The sequence below is a fragment of the Curtobacterium sp. MCBA15_005 genome (assembly GCF_001864855.1).
Lineage (GTDB): Bacteria > Actinomycetota > Actinomycetes > Actinomycetales > Microbacteriaceae > Curtobacterium > Curtobacterium flaccumfaciens.
The window spans coordinates 61,375-76,793 of the sequence record NZ_MJGL01000017.1 but is presented as its reverse complement, the minus strand read 5'-3'; the positions used below and the strand labels follow the sequence as shown (position 1 = coordinate 76,793).

General features: G+C 71.5%; 14 protein-coding genes. 8 read left to right on the top strand and 6 right to left on the bottom strand.

The annotated features are described in order from the left end of the window. Positions 1–38: 38 nt before the first annotated feature. Positions 39–1,082, top strand: coding sequence for a Gfo/Idh/MocA family protein (locus BIU89_RS09785; RefSeq protein ID WP_027464923.1), 1,044 nt, complete (start codon positions 39–41; stop codon positions 1,080–1,082). A gap of 169 nt (positions 1,083–1,251) precedes the next feature. On the opposite strand, the gene BIU89_RS09780 is transcribed toward BIU89_RS09785, so the two are convergent. Then, complete coding sequence (locus tag BIU89_RS09780) at positions 1,252–1,992, bottom strand: MBL fold metallo-hydrolase (protein WP_071246188.1); 741 nt, start codon at positions 1,990–1,992, stop codon at positions 1,252–1,254. 63 nt (positions 1,993–2,055) lie between these two features. Between BIU89_RS09780 and BIU89_RS09775 the strand changes: the two genes are divergently transcribed. The 4 genes from BIU89_RS09775 (at position 2,056) to BIU89_RS09760 (ending at position 4,875) form a co-directional block, all read left to right on the top strand. Further along, positions 2,056–2,571 (top strand): hypothetical protein, encoded by a 516-nt coding sequence (locus BIU89_RS09775; protein ID WP_071246187.1) that lies wholly within the window; start codon positions 2,056–2,058, stop codon positions 2,569–2,571. 4 nt (positions 2,572–2,575) lie between these two features. Further along, positions 2,576–3,607, top strand: a complete 1,032-nt coding sequence (locus BIU89_RS09770) for a YihY/virulence factor BrkB family protein (RefSeq protein WP_071246186.1) — start codon at positions 2,576–2,578, stop codon at positions 3,605–3,607. A gap of 70 nt (positions 3,608–3,677) precedes the next feature. Continuing rightward, positions 3,678–4,169 carry a VTT domain-containing protein gene (locus BIU89_RS09765; protein ID WP_027464919.1) on the top strand — a complete coding sequence of 164 codons (492 nt, stop codon included), beginning with the start codon at positions 3,678–3,680 and terminating at the stop codon, positions 4,167–4,169. A gap of 10 nt (positions 4,170–4,179) precedes the next feature. Next, on the top strand, positions 4,180–4,875 hold the full coding sequence (locus tag BIU89_RS09760) for an SDR family oxidoreductase (protein WP_071246184.1): 696 nt from the start codon (positions 4,180–4,182) through the stop codon (positions 4,873–4,875). Positions 4,876–4,893: 18 nt separating this feature from the next. Here BIU89_RS09760 and BIU89_RS09755 read toward each other — a convergent pair whose 3' ends face one another. Then, positions 4,894–6,465, bottom strand: a complete 1,572-nt coding sequence (locus tag BIU89_RS09755) for an ABC-F family ATP-binding cassette domain-containing protein (RefSeq protein WP_071246182.1) — start codon at positions 6,463–6,465, stop codon at positions 4,894–4,896. Positions 6,466–6,739: 274 nt separating this feature from the next. Here BIU89_RS09755 and BIU89_RS09750 point away from each other — a divergent pair, with 274 nt between their 5' ends. Next, a complete protein-coding gene (locus tag BIU89_RS09750) occupies positions 6,740–7,165 on the top strand; it encodes a DUF3151 domain-containing protein (RefSeq protein WP_071246180.1) in 426 nt (141 codons plus the stop codon). An 89-nt stretch (positions 7,166–7,254) separates the two neighbouring features. Here BIU89_RS09750 and BIU89_RS09745 read toward each other — a convergent pair whose 3' ends face one another. Genes BIU89_RS09745 through BIU89_RS09730 form a run of 4 tightly spaced genes read right to left on the bottom strand, consistent with a single transcriptional unit; the run spans position 7,255 to position 13,695 of the window. Beyond that, positions 7,255–10,296: a glycoside hydrolase family 2 TIM barrel-domain containing protein gene (locus tag BIU89_RS09745; RefSeq protein ID WP_071246178.1), complete on the bottom strand. Its 3,042-nt coding sequence runs from the start codon at positions 10,294–10,296 to the stop codon at positions 7,255–7,257. Next, positions 10,293–11,228, bottom strand: a complete 936-nt coding sequence (locus BIU89_RS09740) for a carbohydrate ABC transporter permease (protein ID WP_027464914.1) — start codon at positions 11,226–11,228, stop codon at positions 10,293–10,295. Before BIU89_RS09740 ends, BIU89_RS09745 begins: the two co-directional genes overlap by 4 nt. Beyond that, positions 11,225–12,340, bottom strand: a complete 1,116-nt coding sequence (locus BIU89_RS09735; protein WP_071246176.1) for a carbohydrate ABC transporter permease — start codon at positions 12,338–12,340, stop codon at positions 11,225–11,227. Before BIU89_RS09735 ends, BIU89_RS09740 begins: the two co-directional genes overlap by 4 nt. Beyond that, on the bottom strand, positions 12,337–13,695 hold the full coding sequence (locus BIU89_RS09730) for an extracellular solute-binding protein (protein ID WP_071246174.1): 1,359 nt from the start codon (positions 13,693–13,695) through the stop codon (positions 12,337–12,339). The genes BIU89_RS09735 and BIU89_RS09730 overlap by 4 nt, the downstream gene beginning before the upstream one ends. 208 nt (positions 13,696–13,903) lie before the next feature. Between BIU89_RS09730 and BIU89_RS09725 the strand changes: the two genes are divergently transcribed. After that, a complete protein-coding gene (locus BIU89_RS09725) occupies positions 13,904–14,245 on the top strand; it encodes a hypothetical protein (RefSeq protein ID WP_071246172.1) in 342 nt (113 codons plus the stop codon). Further along, a complete protein-coding gene (locus tag BIU89_RS09720; RefSeq protein ID WP_071246170.1) occupies positions 14,226–15,392 on the top strand; it encodes a baeRF2 domain-containing protein in 1,167 nt (388 codons plus the stop codon). Before BIU89_RS09725 ends, BIU89_RS09720 begins: the two co-directional genes overlap by 20 nt. The last annotated feature ends 27 nt before the right edge of the window (positions 15,393–15,419 follow it).

Below are 15,419 nucleotides of genomic sequence, written 5' to 3'. Positions count from 1 at the left end.
GTCACCAGCCACGACGGTAGCCACGAAGGAGTGCACGCATGAGCGTCCGGATCATCCACGTCGGTCTCGGAGGGTGGGGCGGCAACTGGGCCCGCACCGCCATCCCAGAGGTGTCGGAAGTGCAGGTGGTCGGGATCGTCGACCCGTCGGCGCCGACGCTCGAGGCCGTGCGGACCGACCTCGGGCTCCCGGCCTCGGCGGCGTTCGGGTCCCTGACCGAGGCGCTCGCCGCGGTCGAGGCCGACGCCGTCGTCATCACCGCCCCGGCCGTGACGCACGTGCCGCTCGCGCTCGAGGCCCTCGACGCCGGCAAGCACGTCCTGGTCGAGAAGCCGTTCGCCAACACCACCGACGAGGCCGTCACCGCGGTCCGTCGCGCCGAGGAGCTCGGCCTGGTGCTGCAGGTCAGCCAGAACTACCGCTGGTACCCGGCGCCGCGGGTGGTGCAGGAGATGCTCGAGGCGGACGTCGTCGGCGAGGTCTCCGCGATCAACGTCGACTTCCGGCAGTGGGACAACGACCAGCCCGCCGAGACGTACCCGCACTACCGGTTCCCGCACGCGATGATCAACGACATGGCGATCCACCACTTCGACCTGCTCCGGATGATCACCGGGCAAGAGGCGGTCCGCGTCTTCGCCAAGGCGAGCTACCCCGCCTACAGCAAGTACCAGGACGAAGCGGTCGCCTCGATGATCATCGAGCTCGACGGCGGCACGGTCGTCAACTACCGCGGCAGCTGGCTGAGCCGTGGCCCGCGCACCGCCTGGGCCGGCGAGTGGAGCATCGAGGGCGAGGACGGCGAGCTCTGGTTCACGAGCCGCGACGGTGAGCCGAACGCCGTCGACGGTGACCGGGTCACCGTCCGCCGCACGCAGGACGACGTCGCCGAGCCGGTCGAGCTCCCCGTGCTCGCGCACACCGACCGCCAGGGTGGGCTGCAGGCGTTCGCCCGCTCGGTGCAGGGCGGCCCCGCTCCCGAGACGAGCGGCCGCGACAACCTGCGGAGCCTCGCACTGATGGAGGCCGCCGGCCGCTCCGCGGCGTCCGGTCTACCCGAGGACGTCGTCGTCCCGTCCTGACCGCGACCACCCACGGACTGGAGGCGCGGGGCGGGCCCGCACCGCGCCTCCAGGCCGGCTCTGGTCGCGTCGCGCCCCTTCGGCGACGTTTCGCGCTCACCGACAGTCCACGCGTCGGAGCGCCCGTGAGGTGTCGCTGAGCGCGTGGACTCGCGAGCTGGTCGCCGCGTCAGGCGGCTCCGGCCACCCGCCGCGCCTGCGCGACGGCCCGCCGCACGCCGAGCGACCAGCCCGGCCCGTGGCCGGGCAGCACGTGCTTCGCCTCGGTGTCCGCGAGCCGGTCGAGCGACGCGACCGCCGTGTCGACGTCGGAGGTCGCCGCGGGTGCCACGATCCGGGGTCCGATCCCGCCCGTGTACGGGTCGAAGGTGACGAGCGCGTCTCCGGCGATCACGGCGTCGCGGTCGGCGAAGTGCAGCGCCACGTGGCCGTCGGTGTGCCCCGGGGTCTCGATGATCCACGGGTTGCCCGGAACGTCGGCGCGGCTCTCCAGCGGTTCGGTGTCCGCGATGCCGTCGACGGTGACCGCACCGGCCAGCAGCATCCGGCCCAGGGGACGCAGACCGCCCGGGTGGAGCGCGACGAACCCGAAGCGGTTGGTCTGCGGCCGGTACGAGTACGGGTGCGCGGCCAGGTGCCGATCGCCCGGGTGGACGAACACGGACGTGCCCCAGTCGCGGTGCATCCGTGCGGCGGTGCCGACGTGGTCGAAGTGCCCGTGCGTGAGCAGGAGCCCCTCGACCTGGTCGGGCGTGTAGCCCAGGTCGTGCACGGCGAGCTGCAGGTGCGGCCACGCGGCGGGCAACCCCGCGTCGACGACGAGCAACCGATCGCCGGTCTCGACGAGGTACGTGTTGGTGTGTGCGATCTCGAGGCGGTGGATCCCCTCGGCGGCGTCCCGGAAGAGCATGTGCGGCACGGTAGACGCGGCCTGCTGGGCACGATCCCGGGTGGGACGTGTACGAAATGGGGAATGGCCAAGGACATTCTGCCCGAGCTCGAACTCGCCAACGTGCGCACCCGTGAGGGCATCACGGACACCGTGACGGAGCTGAAGCGACGTGCGGACCTGCCCGCCCGGACGCGGCTCGCCGTCGCGAAGACGAAGCAGCGGTGGCACCGCGACCCCACGCCCCTGGTGGCGATGGGCATCACCGGACTGACCGGCGTCGCGGCGATCGTCCTCGGCATCGCGTTGCGGAACCGCCCCGCCGGGCACCTGGCCCAGCCGCCGGCGAACTCGGCGTTCACCGCGCTGCTGCCGTTCGGTGCGCGTGGCGACGCCCCCTCGGCGAAGGAGCAGGCGCAGGCAGGCCGCAAGGGTCGGAAGGCGCGGGCCAAGGCGGCCGAGGAAGCCCTCGAGCACGACCCGGCGCACCGCGCCCGCGTGAAGCAGCAGGTCGGCATCGCGGCGGTGCAGCGACGGGCGAACAAGAACCGCAAGCAGGCGGTCAAGCGGTCGAAGCAGGCCGTGAAGGCGAGAGGGTAGTCACATGGCGCACGAACAGCACAAGCCGGACCCGGACGACGCCCGGAAGCCCGACAACCCCACCGACCTCAAGAAGCCGACGCTCGTCTACACGCTGAAGAAGACGCTGCGCGAGTTCACGAGCGACCAGTGCACCGACCTGGCGGCGAGCCTGACGTACTACTCGGTGCTCGCGTTGTTCCCCGGGCTGCTGGCGGTCGTGTCGATCCTCGGTCTGGTGTCGGATCCGAAGAAGACGATCGACACGCTGCTCGACATCATCGGCAACATCGGGTCGCAGCAGGTCGTCGAGCTGATCCGCGATCCGGTCGAGGGACTCGTCCGCTCGCCCGCCGCCCCCATCACGTTCATCGTCGGTATCGTCGGTGCCCTCTGGTCGGCCTCTGGCTACGTGGGCGCGTTCGGCCGTGCCATGAACCGGATCTACAACGTCCGCGAGGGCCGGCCGATCTGGAAGCTCCGCCCGACCATGCTCGGCGTCACGGTGACCACCGTCGTCCTGCTCGTGATCGGTCTGCTGGTCCTGGTGAGCGGACCACTCGCCCGGAGCTTCGGCGACGTCATCGGCTTGGGCGACGTCGCCGCGACCGTGCTCCTCATCGTGCAGTGGCCGATCCTGCTCGTCATCGCGATCATCGTCGTCGCAGTGCTCTACTACTGGTCGCCGAACGTCAAGCAGCCGAAGTTCCGGTGGGTCAGCGGCGGCTCGATCCTGGCGATCCTCATCTGGATCATCGCCAGCGTCGGATTCGGGTTCTACGTCGGGAACTTCTCGAACTACAACGCCACGTACGGCTCCCTGGGTGGGGTCATCGTGTTCCTGCTGTGGATCTGGATCACGAACAACGCCCTGCTCTTCGGTGCCGAGTTCGACGCCGAGATCGAGCGGGGTCGCGAGCTGCAGGCCGGCATCCGAGCGGAGGAGGACATCCAGCTCCCCGAGCGCGACACCCGCCAGATCGAGAAGCAGGACGAGAAGCGGGCGCAGGACGTGCTCGAGGGCATCCGCATCCGCCAGGGCGTCGACAACGACTGAGTGTCGTTCGTCTGACCGGCACGGGGTGCGCTGACGGGCGCTCTCCGGGTGGGGACGCTACGGTGCGAGCGTGCCGTCCTTCCTCGAGGGGCTCCCGTTCCGGTGGCTCGTCCTCGCGCTCTTCGTGATCGTGTTCTGCCGTGCGCAGGCCACGTACTGGGTCGCGCGGCTCGCGGTCACGGGTGCGTCCCGATCGCGGTGGGGCGGATGGCTGCGCTCGCCGGCGGTCCGTCGCGGTTCTGCACTGCTCGATCGCTGGGGGTTGCCCGTCGTGACGGTGAGCTTCGTCGTGGTCGGCCTGCAGACGGTGATGAACGCCGCAGCGGGGCTGGCACGGGTCGCCTGGTGGCGGTACACGATCGCGATGGTTCCGGGATGCGTGGCCTGGGCGTTCCTGTACGCGACGGTCGGGCTCGCCGTGTTCTGGGCGGTCGTCGCGGCGCTCGCCGGCTCGCCGTGGGGCATCGCGGCGCTCGTGGGCCTGGTGGTCGTCGCCGGCGTCGCGCTGACGGTCCTGCGTCGTCGCCGCGACCGCACAGGAGGCCCGGCCCGGCTTCCGTAGGCTGGCCCACGTGACGACAGACCAGCTCCAGAACCGTCCGGTCGCCCTGGTGACCGGAGCCACCCGCGGCATCGGCCGCGCGATCGCCGCCGACCTCGGCCGCACCCACCACGTGCTCGTGGGCGGCCGGTCCGCCGACGCCGTGGACGCCCTCGTCCAGGAGCTGCCGAGCGCGGCGCCCTTCGTCGGTGACCTGGGCGCGGGCGAAGTCCCCGCGCTGCCCGATCGGCTCGACGTCCTGGTGCACTCGGCCGGTGTCGAGCAGGGCACCACCGTCGCCGACACCCCGCGCGCGGTGTGGGAGCAGGTCTTCGCGACGAACGTGTTCGCGGTCGCCGAGCTCACCCGGTCGGCGCTGCCGGCACTGCGGGCAGCCCGGGGCATCGTCGTACCGATCAACAGCGGCTCCGGGTTCCACTCGGGCCCCGGCGGTGGCGTGTACGCGGCGTCGAAGTTCGCGCTGCGGGCCTTCGCCGACGCCCTGCGCGAAGAGGAGCGGGCGAACGGCGTGCGGGTGTCAAGCGTGCACCCGGGCCGGACCGACTCGGACATGCAGCGGCAGCTCGTGGCGAAGCTCGGGGAGTCCTACGACACCGACTACTACCTGGCACCCGAGGACGTGGCCGCCGCGGTCCGCACCGTCGTCGACCTGCCCGAGCGCGGCACCGTCGAGTCGCTCGCGATCCGGCCGACCCGACGGCGCTGACGCCCGTCCCTCGACGGGTCATCGCAGCTCGATCCGTTCGTCGAGGTCGAGCCGTTCCAGGAACGTCTCGTCGTGGCTCACCACGACGAGTGCTCCCCGGTAGGCCCGCAGCGCGTCGACGAGCTGGTCGACGCTCGTCAGGTCGAGGTCGTTCGTCGGCTCGTCGAGCACGAGCAGCTGCGGCGGCGGGTCGGCGAGCACCAGGGACGCAAGCGCCACCCGGAACCGCTCCCCGCCGGACAGGTCCCCGGCCGGGCGCTCGACGGTGTCCCCGCGCACCAGGAACTTCGCCAGCCGGTTGCGGACCTCGGCGACGGGCACGTGCGGGGCGTCCCGGCGCACGTTGTCGAGCACCGTGGCGGTGTCGTCCAGGGTGTCCTTCCGCTGCGGCAGGTACGCGATCCGGTCGACGTGGGCGACGGCTCCGGTCTCGGGCAGCGGGTGCTCCCGGGCAGCGGGGTCGCCGACGAGCTGCTCGAGCAGGGTGGACTTGCCGACCCCGTTGTCCCCGGTGACGGCGATCCGTTCCGGCCCCTGCACGACGACGTCACGACCCCGCACGGTCACGGTGGCGATCCGACGCGATGCCGGCACGTCCGGGTCGGGCAGGGTGACGTGGATCGACTCGTCGTCGCGCAGACGGAGCTCGGCCTCGCGCTTGGTGGCGAGGGCGGCAGCTTCGTCGTCCGCGTACCCGACGCGCAATCGGCCGGCGGTCTCCTGCGCCTTCTTCCGCTGCTCGTTCGCCAGGATCTTCGGCATCGAGCGGCCCGCTTTCTCGCCGGCCTTCGCACGTCGGGCGATCTTGGTCTCCGCCTCGATGCGCTGCCGCTTCTCGGTGCGGTGCCGCTGTTCGGCGACCCGGACCTCGCGCTCGACGGCTGCCTGCTGCACGGCGAGGTGCTCCTCGAACGCGCTGAACGTCCCGCCGAACACGGTCATCGCCCCGGCGCGGAGCTCCACGGTCTCGTCGACGTGCTCCAGGAGTTCCCGGTCGTGGCTGACGAGCACCAGGGTGCCGCGCCAGTCGTCGACCAGGTCGAGGAGCAGCCCGCGGGCCCGGCGGTCCAAGTTGTTCGTCGGCTCGTCCAGGAACACGATCGGCCGGGCGCGCAACCGGACCCCGGCGACGGCGACGAGCACCGACTGCCCGCCGGACAGCGTCGACACCGGCCGGTCGAGGTCGGTGCCGTCGAGCCCGACCCGGTCGAGCACCGCGGCGGCCCGTTCCTCCAGGTCCCAGTCGTCGCCGACCGCCTCGAGCTGTGCGGCCGTGGCGTCGCCGGCCAGGACGGCCCGGAGCGCCGTGAGGGTGGGCCGGACGCCGAGCAGGTCGGCGACGGTGTCGTCGTTCCCCGTTGCAAGGCGTTGCGGCAGGTGGTCGACGGGGCCGGACGTCGCGATGCTGCCCGATGTGGGGTGGAGCCGGCCGGTCGCGAGCCGGACCAGCGTGGACTTGCCGGCCCCGTTCCTCCCGACCAGGCCGGTCCGGCCACGTCCGAAGGCGGCGGTGAGGTGGTCGAGCGCGACGGTGCCGTCGGGCCAGGCGAAGGTGACGTCGTGCAGGACGACGGACGGACTGGTGGGCATGGGGGTGTCTCCCGGTGTCGATGCTGGGCGCACGACACCGAGGCCACCGCGGTGCGGTGGAGCGCCCGACGGGGCGCGCGATCACGGTGTCAGCGCGTGGGCTGAGCGGTACCGGTGATCGACAGCAATCCGTCTGCTTCCGTCGGGGGACCCCCGTGTCCGCCATCCGTTCCGCCGGTCGGTCTCCCGCCCCGGCGGCCCCGCGATGACGACGAGGTGACCTCCACGGTAATCCCGTGACACGGGCACCCGCAAGGGATGACAGGCTGGGGGCATGCCGGAGAACCTGTTACCGACCCCGTCGTCGAACCCCGAGACCCTGCTGCCCGCCGAGCCGGAGGTGACCGCCGCGATCGAGGCGGAGGCCCCCGTCGCCAGCGTGGTGGTGTCCTACCCGTCGTCGAGCCTGGCGTGGGCGTTGCTCGCCGACGAGGCGTGGGCGCGCGGGGCGACCCTCGAGTCCTACGCGTACGCCCGCGTCGGGTACCACCGTGGGCTCGATGCCCTGCGCAAGGCCGGCTGGCGCGGTGTCGGCCCGGTGCCGTGGTCGCACGAGCCCAACCGTGGCGTGCTGCGGGCGCTGTTCGCCCTGCGCCGTGCCGCCGAGGCGATCGACGAGCCCGGCGAGCCCGAGCGCCTGACCGATTTCCTGAACGCGAGCGACCCCGAGGCCCTGCGCGCACTGTCCGCCGGCGCGTAGGTCCCGCACGCAAAACACCGGTGTTCGCACTGCACGCCGCGGGATGCGGGTGTGCAACGTGCGAACACCGGTGTTTTGCGCGTGACCGACTAACCCAGCAGCACGCTCCAACTGAACGCCTGCGGCCAGAGCTGGTGCTCCGGCAGCACGTCGAGCCCGCACGCCCGGCTGCCGAGCCCGTGCTGCGCGGCGTCGAGGTACAGGTACAGGTGGTCCGACGTCGGCAGCTCGTACGGGTGCTCGGCAAGGTCGATCTGCTGCGCGCTCCACGGCGACAGGGTGAACCCCGCACGGTGCGACCCGACCGTCGACACCGTGAACGGCCCGACCGCCAGCGACCGGAGCGACGGCCGGTGCCCGGTCTCCTGCGGCCGCGAGTACGCCACCCCGAGTGACCGCACCGGAGCGGTGAACCGACCGACCCGGGCAGCGTGCGACGAGTCGGCGTAGGACTCGAGCGGCCCGGTGCCGAACCACGTGGCCGTCTCGTCGGCCAGCCCGGCCGGCAGGTCGAACCGCACCCCGATCCGCGGCCACGTGACGTCCCAGGCGCCGAACGGCACGGCGTCGGTCTGCAGCACGAGCCCGTCGGAGGTCAGGGTCCAGCGGTGCGTGACCTCGAGGCCCCACCCGCTGTTCGCCGCCGCGACGCGGACGCGCTGCTCCAGACCGGAGTCGGTCCGCGACACCGACACCAGCCGGTGCGTCAGCCGGTCCAGCCCTCGGTCGCGCCAGCGCGACGCGGACGGGGGAGCGGTCGGGTCGCCGACACCGTGCGTCAGCACCGGGTCCGCGGTCTCGTAGCCGCCCTGTGACGCCAGGCTGTCGTTGTCCGTCGGCGCACGCCAGAGCTCCAGGCGGGGCCCCGCGATCTCGTGGCCCTTCCAGGACACCAGGTCGCCGCGGGCACTGAAGGTGCCGTCACCGAGTCGGTCGCCGTCCCACCCCCGCCGGGAGGCCCGTGGTGCGTCCGCCGCGCGCGCCGCGACGAGCCGCTGGGTGCGTGCGACGACGTGGCCGGTGTCCGCCCACGCGGTCGGCCCCGCCAGTTCCACGGTCAGGTCGAACCAGAGCTCGTCGCCGGGTGCGAGTTCGGACGTGGCCGCGTCGAGCACCTCGGAGGGCACCGGGACCGTCGCCGACTCCCGGGCGGCGACGATGCCCGTGGACAGGCGTCCCGAGGCCTCGACGACGCCGTTCCGCGACAGGGTCCAGCACAGCCGGAGACCGGCGGTCGAGGCCGAGTGGTACCGGTTCTCGACCAGCACCGTGGTGTCCGAGACCGCCAGACGGATCGGGGCCACGACGGCGGCGAACTCGGCGAGCCCCGGCGTCGGGGTGTCGTCGGGCAGCACCAGGCCGTCCATCACGAAGTTGCCGTCGTGCACGACCTCGCCGAAGTCCCCGCCGTAGGCGTAGTAGTCCTCGCCGGCGGGCGTCTTCGCGAGCAGGCCGTGGTCCCGCCACTCCCACACGAACCCGCCGTGCAGTCGTGGGTACCGGTCGACCAGGGCCTCGTACTCGGCGATCTGCCCGGGGCCGTTGCCCATCGCGTGCACGTACTCGCAGTGGATGAAGGGCTTCGACCGCTGCCGTGCGGCCTCGGCCGGGCCGCAGCCGAGCAGGGGCGTCGGGGTGCCGCCGCCGATCGACTCGGTCTCCTGCAGCGTCGGGTACATCCGCGAGTAGACGTCGGTGTACTCGCCCGTGTAGTCGCCCTCGTAGTGGACCGGACGCTCGGCGTCGCGGTCGTGCACCCACTGCGACATCGCCGCGAGGTTCCGGCCGGTGCCGGACTCGTTGCCGAGCGACCACATCACGATCGACGCGTGGTTCTTGTCGCGCTCGACGGTGCGGGCGATGCGGTCGAGGTAGGCGTCGGCCCACGCCGGGTCGTCCGAGGGGTTGCCGACCCAGTCGGTGAACAGGAACCCGTGGGTCTCCAGGTCGCACTCCAGGATCACCCAGAACCCGAGCTCGTCGGCCAGGTCGAGCACGCGGGGGTGCGGCGGGTAGTGCGAGGTGCGGATGGCGTTGACGTTGTTCCGCTTCATCAGCGCCATGTCGGCGCGGGCGTGCTCCTCGTCGAACACCCGGCCGCGCACGGGGTGGGTCTCGTGCCGGTTCACGCCGTGGAAGACCACGCGCTCGCCGTTCACCAGGAACCGGTCGCCGACGATCGACACGGTGCGGAAGCCGAGCCGGAGCGACACCGTCTCGCCGCCCGAGGCGGCCGCGCCCGCCGCCGCGGAACCCGTCGACAGCGTCGCGTCGTACAGCTTCGGCAGCTCGGCACTCCACGGCTCGACACCCTCGACCTCGATCGGCGCGACGTCGTCCGCCGTGGCCCAGGTCACGTCGACGCCCAGGTCGGGCACCGCGAACCGCACCGGGAACACCGCGTCGAGCGTCGGGAACGTGATCGTGCCGGTCCCCGTCTCCGGCCGTCCCGACGCCGCGGTGCCCGCCGAGGCGGCCGTGCCGAGCGTCGCTCGCCAACCGGCCTGCACGAACACGTCGTCGATCGGCGCCGTGGGCCGCGCGAGCAGCGTGACGTCGCGGAAGATCCCGGGCAGCCACCACTGGTCCTGGTCCTCCAGGTAGGACGCCGCCGACCACTGGTGCACCCGGACCGCGAGCTCGTTCGCCCCCGGGCGCACCAGTTCGGTGACGTCGAACTCGGTCGCCAGGCGGGAGCCCGTCGACCACCCCACGAGCGTCCCGTTCAGCCACACCCGGAAGTGGGACTCGACCCCGTCGAACCGCAGCAGCACCCGGCCGGCACCGTCGAACGACGACGGCAGCTCGAACGTGCGGCGGTGGTCACCGGTCGGGTTCTCCTCCGGCGGGTGCGGCGGGTCGATCGGGAACGGGTACTGCAGGTTCGTGTAGCTCGGAGCGCCGTGCCCGTGCAGCACCCAGTGCGACGGCACCGGGAGCTCGCCCCAGGCCGGGTCGTCGTCCTCCCCACCCTCGGTCGCGAAGTCCTCGGAGACCGAGGCGACGGGCGACCACCGGAACCGCCAGTCCCCGTTCAGCGACAGGGACGGGGCGTCGGTGTGCAGCCAGGCACGGGGTGCCAGCCGCGAGTCGGAGCCGGGTGCGGTGGACGAGAGTGCGGAGTGGGTCAACCCTTGACCGATCCTTCCGTGAGGCCTCCACGCCAGAAGCGCTGGAGGACGATGATGGCGATGACGAGCGGGATGACCGAGACGAGCACCCCGCCGGTGGTGAGCTGGTAGAACTCCGGCAGGCGGTCGACCTGCGAGCGCCAGTTGTTCAGACCCAGTGTTATCGGGTACAGCTTCTGGTCTGCCAGCATGATGAGCGGCAGGAAGAAGTTGTTCCAGATCCCGACCACCTGGAACAGGAACACGGTGACGAGCGCCGGGGTCATCTGCCGGAGCACCACGGTGTGGAAGATCCGCAGTTCACCGGCACCGTCGATGCGAGCCTGTTCGAGCAGGGTGGTGTCCACCGACGCGGCGGCGTACACCCGGCACAGGAACAGGCCGAACGGCGACACCAGGCTCGGGATGAGCACGCTCCAGTACGTGTCCGTCAGGCCCATCGACGAGAACAGCAGGAACAGCGGCAGCGCCGTCGCGGTCCCGGGCACGAGCACGCCGCCGAGGATCGTGCCGAACACGAACTGGCGCCCCCGGAAGTCGTACTTCGCCAGCGCGTACCCGCCGGCCGCGGCGAAGTAGGTGGCCAGGACCGCACCGACGCCGGAGTACAGGATGCTGTTCGCGATCCACCGGACGAAGATGCCGCCGTCGTAGGTGAACACCTGCTGCAGGTTGCTCCAGAGCGCGAACTCGCCGCCGAACCAGAACCCGTTGGTCGAGAACAGCGCGCCCGTGGTCTTCGTCGCTGCGATGACGACCCAGTACAGCGGGACGATGAAGTACAGCGCGACGACGACGAGGATCCCCGTGACGACGATCTGCGAGCGCGGCGACCGGTCGAGCTTCCGTCGCTGGTGCGCCGAGATCGACGTGGTGTCGACCGGGACGGCGGTCTTCGCCGTGGCCGGCGCTTCGATGGCTTCGCTGGTCATCGGTCAGTCCCTTCGGTGGTCGCGACGCGACCGGCCTGGAGGCCCGGGTCGGCTTGGGTGGTGACCGCGCTGCCCGCCGCAGCGCGCGTCTGGAGCGCGGTGCGGGCCTCCCGGCCGTCGCGCCGTGCGCGCTTGCGTCGGTCGCGTTCGTCCTTGGGTGGTCGGTTCGTCAGCGCGAGGAACGTGAACGACAGGATGAACGCGGCCAGCGCGATGATGACCGCCTGCGCACTCGCGACGCCGTACTCGTTGAACGCGAACGCGTTCGTGTAGGCGGCGTAGTTCGGCGTGTACTCGGTGTCGATCGCCGGGGCGACCGTCGACAGGATCTGCGGCTCCGCGAAGAGCTGCAGGGTGCCGATGATCGAGAACACCGTCGTGAGCACCAGGGCCGGCGCGATGAGCGGGATCTGGATCCGCCACGCGACCTGGAACGCGTTCGCTCCGTCCACCTTGGCGGCCTCGTAGACCTCGCCGGGGATGGACTTCAGCTGCGCCACGATGATGAGCATGTTGTAGCCGGTGTACGTCCACGTGACGATGTTCGCGATCGACCACAGCACGCTGTTCGCGCCGAGGAAGTCCGGCTGCAGCCCCATCGACTGCAGCAGCGACACGATCGGTGACAGGCCGGGCACGTACAGGAACGACCACAGGATCGTGGCGATGACCCCGGGGACGCCGTACGGCATGAAGTAGATGGCCCGGAAGAAGCCCGGCCAGCGGGCGCTCGCCGACTCGAGCAGCAGCGCGAGGATCGTGCAGGCGATGATCATCACCGGGACCTGGACGATGCCGAAGAGCAGCATGCGGCCGATCGAGGCGACGAACCCGCTGTCCTGCAGGGCGATCGCGTAGTTGTCGAACCCGGCGAACCGGCCGACGACGCCGTCCTCGCCGAACAGGCCCTCGCGGTCGACGGTGGTGAACGACTGGAACAGGGCGCTGATGATCGGGATGACGAACGTCAGCAGGAACAGCGCCAGGAACGGGGCGAGCAGGATCCACGGGGCACGCTTCTGCGCGCTCGTGGCCTTCGTGCTCGTGCGGAACGCGGGGGTGCCGCCGGCCGGTCGGCCGGTGGACTGCCTGGTGGTGGTCTGCTGGGTCATCGTGCCGTCCTGACGCTGAGGCCCTTGTCCTTGAAGGACTGGACGATCTCCCGCTGTGCGAGCTCCACGGCGTCACTGAGCTTCAGGCCCGAGGTGAGCTTGCGGCGGAACTGGTTCTGCAGGCTGGTGAAGGCCGACTGGGTCACCGGGGACCACGACCAGTCGATGTTCTGCTCCTTCGAGGCCGGCACGAAGACGTCCTCGTTGTAGTTCTGGCCGGAGAACCACTTCGATGGCTTCTCGCGCTGCGCCCCGATGTAGTCGACGGCGGGCGACCAGCCGATGCCGCAGTGCTTGATCATCGCGTCGATGCCCGCCTTCGAGGTGGTCATCCACGTGATGAACTCGAGCGCCTCCTTCGGGTGCTTCGCGTTCGCCAGCACCGCGGCGGTCGAACCGCCGATGGCGCTCGAGCCGAAGCCGTCGGCGCCCCACTTCTGCATCGGGGCGACCTTCCACTTGCCCTCGCCGCCCTGCACCGACTCGATCAGGGCGTCACCCCAGCTGGCGCTCGTGACCGCGGCGATCTTGCCGCTCGCGGCCGCGGCGTACCACCCGGGGGAGTACGCACCGGCACTCGTGTCGACCAGCTTGTCGTCGATCACACCGTCGAAGAAGTCCGCGACCATCAGGGTCTTGTCATCGGTCATGTCGACGACCCACTCGTCGCCGTCGACCTTGAACCAGCGCGCGCCGGCCTGCTGTGCGTACGCGGCGAACGGTGAGGCGTCGGCGACCGGGAACACCTCGAGGTAGTTCTGCTTCCCGGTGCTCCGGACCTTGTCGGCCAGGTCACGCCACTCGTCCCACGTCGTCGGGGGTTCGCCGCCGGCCTGCTCGAGGATCGCGGTCTGGTAGTAGAACCCCATGGGGCCGGTGTCCTGCGGGATGCCGTAGATGCCGTCGACGAACGACACCTGCGCCCACGCGGCCTCGTCGTACTTCGACTCGAAGTCCTTCGCGCCGTACCGGGCCAGGTCGACCAGGCCGTTCGCGAGCATGAACTCGGGGATCTGCCGGAGCTCGACCTGCCCGATGTCCGGGCCGCCGCCGGCCGCGAGCGCGGAGTACATCTTCTGGTACCCGCCGCTGTTGCCGCCGGGGATCCAGTTCGCCGACACCTGGATGTTCGGATGTGTCTCGTTCCAGACGTCGCAGACCTTCTGCAGGTCCTTGAGCCAGGCCCAGTAGGTGAGCTGGACGGTCTCACCCGAGGCCGCGGCGGGCACGAGGGCCGCCTTGTTGACGTTGGTCGAGCCCGGGACCGCACAGCCGGCGAGGAGTCCCGCCGCCGCGGTGCCGAGGCCGAAGCCCAACAGGTGTCGTCTCGTGATGGGTCGTGGTCGTGGCGCCATTGCCGCACTCCGTTCGTCGTTGATCGGGGTTGTCCACACCCAACCACAGAACCGAACGCCGTTGTGGTTTCGTGACCGTACCGACACTGCGCGTTCCCGGCGCACCTTGGAACGGCCCCAGGCCCGGGCGCGGACGGTGGGGTCACAGAGCAGACACCGACGCCCCGGACGGCGAAGGCCGCCGGTGGCACGACCGGGAGGAGAAGCGATGACCGAACGCGGGAACACCACCCATCGCCCCGAACTCGACGAGCAGCTCGCGCACGAGGCGCAGAGCATCGTCCAGGGGCACGGCAGCAACGCCCACGTCGAGGAGTTCCGGCAGTCCGAGCCGGTCCCCGACGACACCGACAGCCCGGAGACCCTCGCCGCGTCGGGCTACGACGGCGAGCTCGAGGGCGAGCTGCAGGACGACACCACCGACGTGCTCCCCGAGGACGACGCCGACCGTGCCGACCCGCTGCCCACCGGCGAGGGCGACGGAGCCGACGCGACCGTGTACCGCACCGAGACCGGGGAGGGCAGCGCCGATGGCCCTGACGCAGAATGACGCCCCGCACCTGCAGTCCGGCATCGCCGAACGCCTGAAGCGCGGGGGCACGTGGACGTGGGCCTACGTCGACGCGTCCGGTGACCGTGAGGACCCGCAGCACCTCGCCGCCCTGCAGCGCCGGAAGGCCGAGGACGTGCTGCGGTCGGCCGGGGCGGACGCCGAGGTCGTCGACACGGTGATGGCCGAGCTCGAGGAGACGCCGGGGGTGCCGGCACCCGTCAGCCGGTACGTGCTCGTGCACGCTGGCGAACTCGTGCTCAGCGAGGTCCTGCCCGGCGCGATGCACGCCCCGACGTCGATCGGCCACGACCCCGTGCCCGACCTGCTGCCGCTCCTGGCGCACCGGCCGCTCGACCTGCCGTTCCTGATCGTCGAGGTCGGTCGCGAGGGCGGTGGCTACCGCGCCTACCGCTTGGGCCACGCCGACGTGCCGGACCGTCGCGACGAGCAGCGCGTGCAGGGCCGCACCGACACGCTCCACAAGTTCCAGGGCGGCGGCTGGTCGCACCTGCGGTGGCAGCACCACACCGAGGAGATCTGGCGCGACAACCAGAACGAGGTCGCCACGGCGGTCGACGAGGCGTTCCGGCGGCTGCAGCCGAAGCTCATCGTGGTCGCGGGGGACATCCGCGCACGGGGGCTCCTGCTCGACCAGTTGTCCACCGAAGCGCGCGCCGTCGTCTCCGAGGTCCCGGTCGACACCCGGGCGTCGGACGCGTCGGAGACCGCGCTCGTCGAGCACGTCGACATCGCGCTCGCGCGGGTCATCGCGACCCGCCGGCACGACTTCGAGGACCTGCTCCGCACCCACGTCGGCCGCGGGGACAACCAGACGGTCACCGGTCTCGGTTCCGTCGTCGAGGCGCTGCAGCAGGCGCAGGCCTCGGTCGTCGCGATCGACGCCGCCGCGATCGGCGACCGCACCCTGCTCGCGCTGGGAGCGGTGCCGTGGATCGCCATGGCACCCGAGCAGGCGGCGGGGGCACCGGTCGTCGGACCGGTCCCGGCCGTGTGCGCGATCGTCCGGGCGGTCGCCCTCACCGACGCGGAGCTGCTGCTCGTGAACGCCGCGTCGCTCCCGAACGGTGCGCCCGCCGCGGCGTTGCTGCGGTGGCCGGTGGGACCGGCGGTGCCGGCCGCCTGAGCGGTGACCGGACGACGGACGGGAGGC

What these genes read in the sequence shown, in the direction of transcription:
- BIU89_RS09755 (WP_071246182.1), bottom strand. Translation starts at nt 6,465, where the DNA reads ATGCCCACCAGTCCGTCCGTCGTCCTGCACGACGTCACCTTCGCCTGG.
- BIU89_RS09740 (WP_027464914.1), bottom strand. Translation starts at nt 11,228, where the DNA reads ATGACCAGCGAAGCCATCGAAGCGCCGGCCACGGCGAAGACCGCCGTC.
- BIU89_RS09730 (WP_071246174.1), bottom strand. Translation starts at nt 13,695, where the DNA reads ATGGCGCCACGACCACGACCCATCACGAGACGACACCTGTTGGGCTTC.
- BIU89_RS09770 (WP_071246186.1), top strand. Translation starts at nt 2,576, where the DNA reads ATGGCGCACGAACAGCACAAGCCGGACCCGGACGACGCCCGGAAGCCC.
- BIU89_RS09725 (WP_071246172.1), top strand. Translation starts at nt 13,904, where the DNA reads ATGACCGAACGCGGGAACACCACCCATCGCCCCGAACTCGACGAGCAG.
- BIU89_RS09775 (WP_071246187.1), top strand. Translation starts at nt 2,056, where the DNA reads ATGGCCAAGGACATTCTGCCCGAGCTCGAACTCGCCAACGTGCGCACC.
- BIU89_RS09720 (WP_071246170.1), top strand. Translation starts at nt 14,226, where the DNA reads ATGGCCCTGACGCAGAATGACGCCCCGCACCTGCAGTCCGGCATCGCC.
- BIU89_RS09735 (WP_071246176.1), bottom strand. Translation starts at nt 12,340, where the DNA reads ATGACCCAGCAGACCACCACCAGGCAGTCCACCGGCCGACCGGCCGGC.
- BIU89_RS09750 (WP_071246180.1), top strand. Translation starts at nt 6,740, where the DNA reads ATGCCGGAGAACCTGTTACCGACCCCGTCGTCGAACCCCGAGACCCTG.
- BIU89_RS09780 (WP_071246188.1), bottom strand. Translation starts at nt 1,992, where the DNA reads ATGCTCTTCCGGGACGCCGCCGAGGGGATCCACCGCCTCGAGATCGCA.
- BIU89_RS09785 (WP_027464923.1), top strand. Translation starts at nt 39, where the DNA reads ATGAGCGTCCGGATCATCCACGTCGGTCTCGGAGGGTGGGGCGGCAAC.